We start from the raw sequence: 12,380 nt of genomic DNA, 5'->3' as shown, positions 1-12,380 counted from the left end.
TAATCATGGGTAATCAGGTAGTCTTTTGACTTCATAATACCATCCATAAGCTCGATTAACTTTGACTTGATGCCAGATGGTTTAGAGCTACTTTCCTTAACTGTTACCTCTGAGGCATTCCTCTTTGAAATGTAATCATTTAATTCACCCCATAATCTTCCGAATAATGGATTAGGGGGGGAAACCGTACCAGATATTTCGGTAAGCGTACTGATATTTCTAAGCTTTTGAGTAAATTCTGTATAGTCAGACAATGGATCAATCTCACACGAGATCATAAACCTACCAAATACCTCTTCAACTATAGATTTAAAGCGCCTCGGGAAGACATCTTCTTGAATTCCATTCCACACATGAAGGTACGCAATACCAGAAAACTCAGGGAGATAAATAAAAGGGGATGATGCCTCAACTAAATTAGGGACATCAGCTTTTATTTGGGAACGACTGCCTTCATCAACAACATTCGCATGACCATCTTTTGCATATTTAGATAACTTCCCATAAACGAAAGGAATACTATTATCTCTAGCATCAACGCAGTCAGTAATTGTCCAATCAAATTTCCCTTTTGTAATTATAGGTGAGGATATTATTGCATTCATTAACTCTGTCTGTGACAAGTTAATCTTAATCACGCGTCCAAGATAATATCGCCCGCTCTTCTCCATATAATACCGCATGCATTAGAGTGTTTATAAATAAGCCTTCATGCTGCATCAAATGAATCTTCTAGTCAATATGCTATTTCTAGTTCGCCGGTGATTAAGCTCACAATTAGTGCCGTGGGTTCGAATAGCGAAGCGTTCTCGGACGCTCACGTCATTCAAATTGCCGCGCCTCCTGATATAACCAACCCAGCCTAAGCCGGGTTGGTTATATCAGGAGGTGAGAAGAATCAGAGTGCCTCCAATCTGGCATACTCCGTCACCAGCCACTTGGCGCCGACGTCGTCGAACTGGATCTGCACCCGGCTCTGCTGGCCGCCCTTTCGAAGTAGATCGCTATCCCCTCCCCAAATTTCGTATAAGCACCCAAGTCAAAGACAGGCACGGTATTGCTCCCCCTCCAATCCGCCGAGGGTCGGAGGCAACGTCAGGGACGCCATCAGGGATGATGGCGTAGACGTAGTCGGCACAGGGATGTGCCGTCTGCGGCGGCCCGTCCGACGTTGGCTCTGGACCGAGGGGACTGGCGAAGCCAGCGGATTGGCGGGGGAGAAGACCTTTGGTGACTTTGGGTCTTTCCAAAGTCACTCGCCCAAGCCCGAAGGGCGGGCGAAACCCTGTCGAGGGCCACGCCCTCGCGTCCTGCACGGCGCCAGCCGTGCTACCGATAACTAGGCACACAATTTACCCATGACGCTTCGCTAATCGAACCTACAATCCTGACAAAAAAGGAGCCATCGGCTCCTTTTCACATCACAGGCGGGTGCGCTGCGCCCTACAGCGCCTCAAGCCGGGCATACGCCGCCACCAGCCACTTGGCGCCGGCGTCGTCGAAGTGGATCTGCACCCGGCTCTGAGGGCCGACCCCTTCGAAGTTGAGCACAGTGCCTTCGCCAAACTTGGGGTGCAGCACCCGCTGGCCCAGGTTGAAGCCGCTCTGGGCGAAGCTCTGCTGCACCTCGTTCTGGCTAAAGCGCCCATATTGGGTCGGGCGGCTCACCTGGGTGCGCAGGCGGATCTCCTCCAGGCACTCAGCGGGCATCTCGCGGATAAAGCGGCTCGGCTTGTGGAACATCTCGCGGCCATAGATGCGGCGACTCTCGGCATAGCAGAGGTAGAGCTTCTCCATGGCGCGGGTCATGCCCACGTAACAGAGGCGGCGCTCCTCTTCGAGGCGCCCGGCCTCCTCGGTGGTCTGCTGGCTCGGGAACATGCCCTCTTCCACCCCCACCATGAAGACCAGCGGAAACTCGAGCCCCTTGGCGCTGTGCAGGGTCATCAGCTGCACCGCGTCGGCGTGCTCGTCGGCCTGGCCCTCGCCCGCCTCCAGCGCCGCATTGGCCAAGAACGCCGAGAGATCGCTCATCTCGTCCGCCTCTTCGGGGCGGGTGAACTGGCGGCAGGCGGTCACCAGTTCGTCCAAGTTCTCCACCCGCGCCTGGGATTTTTCCCCCTTCTCGGCCAAGTACATGGCTTTGAGGCCCGAGTTCTGGATGGCGATGTCCGCCTGCTGGTGCAGGGGCAGCAGGCCCACCTGCTCTTCCAGGCCGTCGATGAGATCGACAAAACCGCGCACCGCGTTGCCGGCACGGCCCGAGAGCACCTTGCCTTCGAGCAGCTCGCGCGCCGCCTGCCACAGGTTGAGGCCGCGATCGCGGGCATGGCCACGGATGATGTCGAGGGTGCGATCGCCGATGCCACGGGTCGGGGTGTTGACCACCCGCTCGAAGCTGGCGTCGTCGCCGCGATTGTTGATGAGGCGCAGGTAGGCCAGCGCGTCCTTGATCTCCTGGCGCTCGAAGAAGCGCAGGCCGCCGTAGATGCGGTACGGCATGGCATCCTGCATCAACGCCTCTTCCAGCACCCGTGACTGGGCGTTGGAGCGATACAAGATCGCGCAGTCGGCCAGCATGCCCCCCTTGTCGCGCCACTCTTTCAGGCGCCCCACCACAAAGCGCGCCTCGTCCACCTCGTTGAAGGCGGCATAGAGCGAAATCGGCTCCCCCTCGGCCCCCTCGGTCCACAGCTCCTTGCCAAGGCGCTCGGCGTTGTTGGCGATGACGCAGTTGGCGGCCTTGAGGATGGTGGCGGTGGAGCGGTAGTTCTGCTCGAGGCGGATGGTCTCGGCGCCCGGATAGTCGGTGAGAAAGCGCTGGATGTTCTCGATTTTGGCGCCGCGCCAGCCATAGATGGACTGGTCATCGTCACCCACTATCATCACCTTGCCGCTGTCGCCGGCCAGCACCCGCAGCCAGGCGTACTGCACGCCGTTGGTGTCTTGGAACTCGTCCACCAGTATGTTCTGGAAGCGGTCGCGGTAGTGCTCGAGGATGTGCGGCTTGCTGAGCCACAGCTCGTGGGCGCGCAGCAGCAGCTCGGCAAAGTCCACCAGGCCGGCGCGATCGCAGGTCTCCTGGTAGGTCTGGTAGATCTTCTGGTAGGTGCGGGTGACCGGGTCGCCGTAGAGATCGATGTCACCGGGGCGCAGCCCCTCGTCTTTCTTGCGATTGATGTAGCCCATCACCTCGCGCGGGGCCCAGTGCTTCTCGTCGAGGTTGAGCGCCTTGACCACCCGGCGAATGAGGCGGTACTGGTCGTCCGAGTCGAGGATCTGAAAATCCTGCGGCAGGCCGGCGTCCAGGTGGTGGGCGCGCAGCAGGCGGTGGGCGATGCCGTGGAAGGTGCCGATCCACATGCCGCGCTGATCCCCCCCCAGCACCCGCTCGACCCGGCCGCGCATCTCGGCCGCCGCCTTGTTGGTGAAGGTCACGGCCAGGATGGAGAAAGGCGAGCAGCGTTCCACCTGCATCAGCCAGGCGATCCGGTGCACCAGTACCCGGGTCTTGCCCGAGCCGGCCCCCGCCAATACCAGCAGGTTGCCGCGCGGTGCCGCCACCGCATCCCGTTGCTTGTCGTTAAGGCCATCGAGCAGGCTTGAAACGTCCATCACCACTCCTGTTTATTTATACAGGCGGCGATTATACGGAAGTGGCGGCCCGATGACCAACGCCGAGCGCGCCCCTCAGGCGCTGTGGCGGCGAAAGGTGACCAGCGCCAGCAGCAGCGACCCGGCGCCGATGGCAAGCAGAAGCCCCAGTTGCGGCCAGGCGCCGCCCCAGCCGAGCCCCTTGAGGAACACCCCCTTGAGCAGCACGATGAAGTGGCTGAGCGGGTCGAGCTGGGCCAGCCATTGGAACGGCAGCGGCATGTTCTCGATCGGCGCGACATAGCCTGAGAGGATCACCGCCGGCACCATGAAGCAGAACACCCCGAGAAACGCCTGCTGCTGGGTCGAGCAGAGCGACGAGATAAAGAGCCCGATGCCGGCCAGCGCGAGGCCGTAACAGACCATGCCGGCCAGCAGCAGGGTCAGGCTGCCGGCAAACGGCACCTGATAGACGAAGCGGGCCGCCAGCGCGACGATACAACCCTGCCCCACCGCCACCAGAATGCCGGGCACCGCCTTGCCGGCCATGATCCAGCCTGGGGTGAGGGGCGAGACCAGCAGTTGGTCGAAGGTGCCCTCCTCCCGTTCGCGCGCCACCGAAAGGGCGGTGACGATGAGGCAGCCGATGGTGGTGATGATGGCCACCAAGGAGGGGAGCACGTGCCAGCGAAACTCGAGGTTGGGGTTGTAGAGGTGGCGCACGTTGAGTACCGGCAGGGGGTGGGCCTCTCCCTGCCAGGCCGCCACCACTTGATTGATGTAGCCCGCCGCCACCTGACCGCCGTTGGAGCGGCGCCCGTCGACGATGAGCTGCAATTGCGCCCGCTCGCCACGGGCCAGCCGGCGCGAGAAGTCCGCCGGAATGGTGATCCCGAGCAGCGCCTGCTGCGTCGTGATGGCCTCCTTCATTCCCGCCGCACCCGCCACCGGCAGCACGCGGCTGAAGGCGGGCATGTGGGTCAGCCGCTGCACCAGCTCGCGGCTCTGTGCCCCGCCGTCCCGGTTGTCGATGGCCAGCGTGTTGCCGGTCACCTCCAAGGTGGCGGCAAACGGAAACAGGGCCACCTGCAACAGCACCGGCATGATGAGTAAAAAGCGCCCCTGCCGATTGCCAAGCAGGATCGCCAGCTCTTTGTGTACCAGCCACCAGAGTCGGGTCAGCATGTTCACTCCAGGGTACGCCGCAGCGTGCGGGCGGTGAGGATGAGCCAGAAGGCTGCCAGCAGCAGCAGGAACAGGCCGTTGACCAGCAGGATCGACAACACATTGCCCGCCTGATAGAGGGTCTGCAAGGCGCTGGCGAAGTAACGGGCCGGGATCAGGTGGGTGATGGCGCGCAGCAAAGGCGGCATGCTGGCTATCTCGAACACGAACCCCGAGAGCATCATGGCCGGTAAGAAGGCCGCCGTCAGCGCCGCCTGGGCGGCGTTGAACTGGCTGCGCATCAGGGTGGAGAGAAACAGTCCGAGGCCGAGCGCACTGCCGAGAAACAGGCTGGAGAGCAAGAGCAGGGCCAGCAGCGAGCCGCGCCACGGCACCCCCATCACCAGCACCGAGAAGAGCAGGCAGATGAACATGGCGATGATGCCGAGCCCGTAGTAAGGCAGGATCTTCGAGAGCAGCAGCTCGGCCTTGGTGATGGGGGTGGCCAGCAGCGCCTCCATGGTGCCGCGCTCCCACTCGCGGGCCACCACCAGCGAGGTGAGCAGGGCGCCTATGATGGTCATCACCACCGCGATCGAGCCCGGCACCAGAAAGTTGCGGCTCACCAGCGCCGGGTTGAACCAGGCGCGGGTCACCACCGCCACCGGCGCGGCGGCCAGCCCCTCTTGCGCCAGCCAGCCCTGCCAGATCCCCTGCACATAGTTGCTGACGAAGTTGGCCGTGTTGGGCTCGGCGCCGTCGGTCAGCAGCACGATATGCGCCGCGCTCCCCTGCCCCAGCGCGCGGGAGAAGCCCGCTTCGATCACCAGCAGCCCCCGGATCTCGCCGCGCTCCAGGCTCACGAGCAGCGCTTCTTTACTCGCGCCGCCACGCACCTCCAGCGCCGTCGAGCCGCGCAGGGCCTGCTCGAGACGCACCGCCGGGGCGCCGCTGTCGGCACGCCAGACGCCGAGGCGCAGCTGATCCACGTCGAGGTTGATGGCGTAACCCATCACCACCAGCAGCAGCACCGGCATGATGAAGGCGACCAGTATGCTGCTCGGATCGCGCACGATTTGCAGCGACTCCTTGCGGCACAAGGCCAGCAGGCGGCGACGGTTGATGTTCATGGCTGCTCCTCGCTGGCCCGCTCGACCAGGGTGATGAAGGCCTCTTCCATGGTGGGCATGGCGCCGCTGCCGGCCGCCATTCCCTTGAGCTCGTCCGGGGTGCCGAGCGCCAGCAGACGACCACGGTCGATGAGGGCGATGCGGTCGCAATACTCCGCCTCGTCCATGAAGTGGGTGGTGACCAGCACGCTCACCCCGCGATCGGCCAGGGCGTTGATGTGGGCCCAGAACTCGCGCCGGGTGACCGGATCGACCCCCGAGGTGGGCTCGTCGAGAAACAGGATCGGCGGCTCGTGCAGCAGGGCGCAGGCGAGCGATAAGCGCTGGCGCAGCCCGAGCGGCAGGGAGTCGGCCTGTTGGCCGAGCCAGGGGCCGAGGGCGAACGCCGCCGTCATGGCCTCGATGCGCGCCTGCTGGCGCCGCCCGTAGAGGCCGTAGACGCCGGCGAAGAAGGCCAGGTTCTGCCCCACGCTGAGCTGCTTGTAGAGGGAGAACTTCTGCGCCATGTAACCAAGGCGCTGGCGCGCCGCCGAAGGGCTGCGGGCCAGATCGATGCCGCTCACCAGCGCCTGTCCTTCGCTTGGGCGCAGCAGGCCGCACTCCATCTTGAAGGTGGTCGACTTGCCCGCCCCGTTGGGGCCGAGCAGGCCGAAGATCTCGCCGCGGCGCACCGCAAAGCTCACCGCTCGGGTGGCGGTGAAATCGCCAAAGCGCTTGGTCAGATGACGCGCCTCGATCACCGCCTCGGGCGACACGCCAGCGGGCAGCGCCGCCTCCTGCAACAGGGCCGCCAGGGGGGAGTCGCCGCCAGGGCCGCCGCCGAGCAGATCGATGAAGGCATCCTCCAGTCGGGCCGGGGTCGCCACGAAGGCCCCTTCGCCCAGCCCCAGCTCGGCCAGCGGAGGCGGCGGCGCTGCGGGGCGCAGCAGCAGGCGTACCCGCTCGCCGGCCATGGCGCCGTCCATCACCTGCGGATGAGCCAGGGCCCGCCGCAGCAAGGCGCGCCGCGCCCGTCCGTCCAGCCCTGGCGACTCGAGCAGCCAGCAGCGTCCGGCCATGGCCCCCATCAACCGGGCCGGGGTGCCGCTGGCGCGCAGCTGCCCCTGTGCCATCAGCAGCACGTGATCGCACCGCTCGGCCTCGTCCAGATAGGCGGTGCTCCAGAGCACCGTCATCCCCCCCTGAGCCAGCTCGCGCACCATCTGCCACAGGGCGCGACGGCTGATGGGGTCGACCCCGACCCCTGGCTCGTCGAGCAGCAGCACCTCGGGCTGGCCGAGCAGGGCACAGGCCAGCCCGAGTTTTTGCTTCATCCCCCCGGAGAGCTTGCCGGCCGGGCGCGTGGTGAAGCGGGCCAGATCGGTGAAATCGAGCAGCCGGGCGAAGGTGCGCTCGCGCTCCGCCCCCACCACGCCGCGCAGATCGGCATAGAGGGTGAGGTTCTCCAGCACGCTGAGATCTTCATAGAGGCCGAACTGCTGGGGCATGTAGCCAAGGCGCAGCCGCAGGGCGTCCCCTTCCCGCACCGGATCGAGGCCAAGCACCCGCACCGACCCGGCCTCCGGCACCAGCAGGCCGGCTAGCAGGCGCAGCAAGGTGCTCTTGCCCGCCCCGTCCGGCCCCACCAGCCCTGTGATGCCGCCTGCCGGGATCGCCGCCGAGATGGTATCGAGGGCCAGGCGCTCACCAAAGCGCTTGGTCAGCCCCTCGATGGCGATGGCGCCGCTCATGGGGCCAGCCTGACCGTGACCGGCATCCCCTGACGCAGGGCCGAGTCCGGGTTTTGCACCACGATGCGCAGCCGGTAGACCAGGTGGGTACGAAGATCCGGCGTCTCGACCGACTTAGGGGTGAACTCGGCGGTGGGGGACACAAACCCCACCACCCCCTGATAGGGGGTCTCCGGGCGCGAGTCGGTGCTGAGCAGCACCTTGGCGCCGCTCGGGAAGTGGCCGAGCCAGGGCTCTTCGACATAGGCGCGCACCCAGACCGGCGCGGTGAGGGAGAGGTTAAAGGCGCTGGCACCGGCCTGCACCATGCTGCCCGTCTCGATGGCGCGGGTGAGGATGACCCCCTCGCTCGGGGCGGTGAGGATGGCGTCGGCGAGCGCCAGCTCGGCGCTGGCCAGCGCCGCCTTGGCCCCCTCGAGCTGGGCGTCGGACTGGGCTATCTCCTCGGGGCGAAAACCGGTCTCAAGCTGGCTCAACTGCTCGCGGGCCGAAACCACCTGGGCCTGAGTCTGATCGCGCAGGGAGCGGGCGGTATCGAGTTGGCCGCGAGAGATGGCGCCGCTGGCGGCCAGTGCGCTCTGACGGCGCCACTGCCTGTCGGCCTCGAGCGCTGCTGCCTCGGCGGCGACCAGTGCGGCGCGGGCGCGCGCCGTCTCCTCGCTGCGATAGCCCTGATGGGCCAAGGCATTGGCGGCAGTGAGGGCGGCCAGGTTGGCACGGGCGCTGTCGCGGCTATGGATGAGCGGCGCCGGATCGAGGCGGGCCAGCGGCTGGCCGGCCTTGACCGAATCCCCCTCGTCCACCAGCACCTCGCTGACCCGGCCGCCGACCCGAAACGCCAGGTTCACGTCGCGGATATCGACGTTGCCGTAGAGCACGGAGCCGTCGGCGGGGCGCCCCTGCCACCAGAGGTAAGCCCCGATCAGGGCCAGCAGCACGGCGGCGATAGCGATGCGTTGCTTCATAGGGGATCTCCTTGCGGACGCAGTCCGCGCAGTGCCCATGCCAGCCGCTGCATGGCGGCCTCGGGGTTATCGAGCTGGGCCATGAAGGGGGTGGCCTGCTCGGGCAGCCATGCCAGCTGGCGGCCACCACCGGCGATCACCAACGGCAGCCCGACCGCCCCCATGACGAAGATCATCAGTTGCAGCGGGTGGCCGGCCACCAGCGAGCCCTCCGCCTGGGCGCGGCGAATGAGCTCAAACAGCAGCAGGGGGTGGCGCTCGGGCAGGCTGAGCAGGAAGCGCTGGGCCGCCGCCTCGCCGGCCATGGCATCGCCGAGCAGGTGGTTGACGAAGCCGCGCTGGCGCCCCACCAGGGTGATCAGCGCCTGCATGGTCGCCTCGAACGCCGCCAGGGCCGAGGGGTAGGCGCCGCGCGCCGCCACCGCCTTGAGATCCTCGAACAGCGGGACATACCAGAGCTCGACCAGCTCGCCGATGAAGGCATCGCGGTTGCCGAAGTGATAGACGAAGGTGCCGAGGTTAACCCCGGCGGCGGCCGCCAGCTCGCGCACCGTGAGGCCGCGCAGCCCCTTCTCGCTGGCGAGGGCGAGCCCGGTATCGAGCAGTTTCTGGCGGGTCGGGTGCATGCCGCCGTCTCCCTGTGCTGTGGTTCACGGCTTGATTATACGCTCGTATAAAAATACCAAGACGCGATCCACTCGATCTTTTTTCACTCTCCTCCCGGCGGCCGGATCAGAGCGGAATGGGGGGCTGCAAGTCGGGCCAGTCGGTGTGGCAGAGGCGCTCGGCCAGGTAGTCCACCAGCAGGCGCACCTTGGGGGAGAGGTGGCGGTTGTGGGGATAGAGGGCCCAGATCCCCTCCTCCGGTGCGCGCCACTCGGGCAGTAGCTCCACCAGCCGGCCCGAGGCCAAGTGGCCGGCCACGTAGTAGTCGGGCAGCTGCACTATGCCGATCCCCTTGAGGGCGCCGTCGACCAGGGCGTGACCGCTTGGGCAGCGCAACCGACCGCGCACCCGCACCGTGGCGGGGACGCCACCTCGGGTGAAGTGCCACTCGTCGCTGTTGCCCACCAGACAGGTGTGATGGGTCAGGGCGTCCGGGGTGGCCGGTGCGCCGCAGCGGGCCACGTAGTCCGGCGCGGCGCAGACGAACGGCAGGCGCGAGCCGAGGCGGCGCGCCATCAGGCTGGAGTCTTTGAGGTGGCCGAGGCGGATGGCCAGATCATACCCCTCCTGCACTAGATCGAGCAGTTGGTTGGTCAGGGTCAGGGTCACCTCGAGCTGGGGGTAGTGGGTCATGAAGTCATTGACCAGCGGCGCGACCCGGCTCTCGCCGTAGGCGACCGGCGCGGTGAGGCGCAGGCTCCCTTGGGGCACCGACTGGTGGCGGCCGAGGGCCAGCTCGGCCTCGTGCAGCTGATCGAGCAGCTGGCGGCAGTGGCGGTAGTAGATCTCGCCGAGCTCGGTCAGGCGCACCTGGCGGGTGGTACGCAGCAGCAGCTTGGCTTGCAGCCTGTCCTCCAGCCCGGCCACTTGGCGGCTCACCTGCGCCACCGAGCACCCCAGTTTGCGCGCCGCCGGGGTAAAGCCCCCCTGCTCGGCCACGCTGACGAATTCGCAGATCCCTTCCCAACCCAGCATTATTGCTCACATGTAAAAGTGATTTGATATTTACGGTGATTATCACCAAAAACGAGGGAAACTACACTCTAGCCCGAGCGCCAAACGCAAACCCACAGGAGGACGAGTTCATGGCACAGGTTCAGAGCATCAAGTGCAAGGCGGCCATCGCATGGGGGCCGGGTCAGCCCCTCTCCATCGAAGAGATCGAGGTGATGCCGCCCCAGGCGGGCGAGGTGCGCATCAAGCTGGTGGCGACCGGCGTCTGCCACACCGACGCCTTCACCCTCTCCGGTGATGATCCGGAAGGGGTCTTCCCCTGCATCCTCGGCCACGAGGGGGGCGGCATCGTCGAGTCGATCGGCGAGGGGGTCACCAGCGTCAAGGTGGGCGATCACGTGATCCCCCTCTACACCCCGGAGTGCGGCGAGTGCAAGTTCTGCAAGTCGGGCAAGACCAACCTGTGCCAGAAGATCCGCACCACCCAGGGCAAGGGGCTGATGCCGGACGGCACCACCCGCTTCTCCAAAGACGGCCAGCCCATCTACCACTACATGGGCACCTCCACCTTCAGCGAATACACGGTACTGCCCGAGATCGCCGTGGCCAAGGTCGACCCGACCGCCCCGCTCGAAGAGGTGTGCCTGCTCGGCTGCGGCGTCACCACCGGCATCGGCGCCGTGATGAACACCGCCAAGGTCAAAGAGGGTGAGAGCGTCGCCGTGTTCGGCCTCGGCGGCATCGGTCTCTCCGCCATCATAGGCGCGCGCCTCTCCAAGGCCGGCCGCATCATCGCCATCGACATCAACGAGAGCAAGTTCGAGCTGGCCCGCAAGCTCGGCGCCACCGACTGCATCAACCCGAATGATTACGACAAGCCCATCCAAGAGGTGATCGTCGAGATGACCGACGGCGGCGTCGACTTCTCCTTCGAGTGCATCGGCAACGTCAAGGTGATGCGCGCGGCGCTCGAGTGCTGCCACAAGGGCTGGGGCGAGTCGGTCATCATCGGCGTGGCCGGCGCCGGCCAGGAGATCAGCACCCGTCCGTTCCAGCTGGTCACCGGCCGGGTGTGGCGCGGCAGCGCCTTCGGCGGGGTGCGCGGTCGCAGCGAGCTGCCGAGCTATGTACAGCGCTACATGCAAGGGGAGTTCAAGCTGGACGACTTCATCACCCACACCATGCCCCTTGAGCAGATCAACGAGGCGTTCGAGCTGATGCACCAAGGCAAGAGCATCCGCTCCGTCATCCACTACTGATGTGACCACGGCGCCCCGCACGGGGCGCCTGTTGTTGGAGGACTCCATGACCCTGGAAATGGTCAGCAGCAACAAGAGCTTCGGCGGCTGGCACCGCCAGTACCGCCACCACAGCGAGACCCTGGGCTGCCCCATGCGCCTCGCCGTCTTCCTGCCGCCCCAGGCCGAGCAAGGCCCGGTGCCGGCGCTTTACTGGCTCTCCGGCCTCACCTGCACCGATGAAAACTTCATGCAAAAAGCCGGCGCCCAGCGCGTCGCCGCCGAGCTCGGCATCGCCCTCATCGCCCCGGACACCAGCCCGCGCGGTGAAGGGGTGGCCGACGATCCGGCCTACGACCTCGGCATGGGGGCCGGTTTCTACCTCAACGCCACCCAGACCCCCTGGGCGGCCCACTACCGCATGTACGACTACGTCACCCGCGAGCTGCCGGCCCTGCTCGAGGCCACCCTGCCAGTGAGCGGCCAGCGCGCCATCAGCGGTCACTCCATGGGCGGCCACGGGGCGCTCATCGCCGCGTTGCGCGAGCCGGGGCGCTACCGCTCGGTGTCGGCGTTTAGCCCCATCAGTCACCCCATGGACTGCCCCTGGGGGCAGAAGGCCTTCACCGCCTATCTGGGAGCGGAGCAAGATCGCTGGCGCGAGTGGGATTCGGTGCAGCTGCTGCGCGAGCGCGGCGCCCCCGCCCTGCCGTGCCGGGTCGAGGTGGGACTGGACGACCCCTTCCTCGCCGAGCAGCTCGGCATCGACACCCTGGCCGAGGCCGCCCGCGCCGCCGGCTGGCCGGTGCAGATCGAGCGCCACGCCGGGTACGACCACAGCTACTACTTCGTGGCGAGCTTCATCGAGGCGCACCTGCGCTTTCACGCCCGCCATCTGGGGGCATAGCCCCAGGCGTGACACCACGCCATCCCCCTTGG

At 65.6% G+C, this 12,380-nt stretch carries 10 protein-coding genes; 2 read left to right on the top strand and 8 right to left on the bottom strand.

Annotated features, from left to right (window positions below):
• From BN1134_RS19755 to BN1134_RS14395, 8 genes are all read right to left on the bottom strand, one after another.
• The coding region (locus BN1134_RS19755) for a DUF4747 family protein (protein WP_156991801.1) at positions 1-671 on the bottom strand (671 nt) is incomplete at its 3' end.
• A gap of 772 nt (positions 672-1,443) precedes the next feature.
• A complete protein-coding gene (uvrD, locus tag BN1134_RS14425; protein ID WP_042048071.1) occupies positions 1,444-3,615 on the bottom strand; it encodes a DNA helicase II in 2,172 nt (723 codons plus the stop codon).
• A 75-nt stretch (positions 3,616-3,690) separates the two neighbouring features.
• Positions 3,691-4,779 carry an ABC transporter permease gene (locus tag BN1134_RS14420; RefSeq protein WP_042048070.1) on the bottom strand — a complete coding sequence of 363 codons (1,089 nt, stop codon included), beginning with the start codon at positions 4,777-4,779 and terminating at the stop codon, positions 3,691-3,693.
• Positions 4,780-4,781: 2 nt separating this feature from the next.
• Positions 4,782-5,888, bottom strand: coding sequence for an ABC transporter permease (locus tag BN1134_RS14415; RefSeq protein ID WP_042048068.1), 1,107 nt, complete (start codon positions 5,886-5,888; stop codon positions 4,782-4,784).
• Complete coding sequence (locus BN1134_RS14410) at positions 5,885-7,618, bottom strand: ATP-binding cassette domain-containing protein (protein WP_042048067.1); 1,734 nt, start codon at positions 7,616-7,618, stop codon at positions 5,885-5,887. Before BN1134_RS14410 ends, BN1134_RS14415 begins: the two co-directional genes overlap by 4 nt.
• Positions 7,615-8,583 (bottom strand): secretion protein HlyD, encoded by a 969-nt coding sequence (gene hlyD / locus BN1134_RS14405; RefSeq protein ID WP_042048066.1) that lies wholly within the window; start codon positions 8,581-8,583, stop codon positions 7,615-7,617. Before hlyD ends, BN1134_RS14410 begins: the two co-directional genes overlap by 4 nt.
• Positions 8,580-9,209 carry a TetR/AcrR family transcriptional regulator gene (locus tag BN1134_RS14400; protein ID WP_042048065.1) on the bottom strand — a complete coding sequence of 210 codons (630 nt, stop codon included), beginning with the start codon at positions 9,207-9,209 and terminating at the stop codon, positions 8,580-8,582. The genes hlyD and BN1134_RS14400 overlap by 4 nt, the downstream gene beginning before the upstream one ends.
• Before the next feature lie 106 nt (positions 9,210-9,315).
• Positions 9,316-10,224: a LysR substrate-binding domain-containing protein gene (locus BN1134_RS14395; protein ID WP_042048064.1), complete on the bottom strand. Its 909-nt coding sequence runs from the start codon at positions 10,222-10,224 to the stop codon at positions 9,316-9,318.
• 110 nt (positions 10,225-10,334) lie between these two features.
• Between BN1134_RS14395 and BN1134_RS14390 the strand changes: the two genes are divergently transcribed.
• Both BN1134_RS14390 and fghA read left to right on the top strand, forming a co-directional pair.
• Positions 10,335-11,462, top strand: a complete 1,128-nt coding sequence (locus tag BN1134_RS14390; RefSeq protein ID WP_042048063.1) for an S-(hydroxymethyl)glutathione dehydrogenase/class III alcohol dehydrogenase — start codon at positions 10,335-10,337, stop codon at positions 11,460-11,462.
• Between the two features lie 46 nt (positions 11,463-11,508).
• On the top strand, positions 11,509-12,348 hold the full coding sequence (gene fghA, locus BN1134_RS14385; protein ID WP_042048062.1) for an S-formylglutathione hydrolase: 840 nt from the start codon (positions 11,509-11,511) through the stop codon (positions 12,346-12,348).
• Positions 12,349-12,380 lie beyond the last annotated feature (32 nt).

This window comes from Aeromonas simiae (assembly GCF_000820125.1).
Classification (GTDB): Bacteria; Pseudomonadota; Gammaproteobacteria; order Enterobacterales; family Aeromonadaceae; genus Aeromonas; species Aeromonas simiae.
Note: the sequence above shows the minus strand (reverse complement) of the source record. Positions and strands in the feature narration are given on the sequence as shown.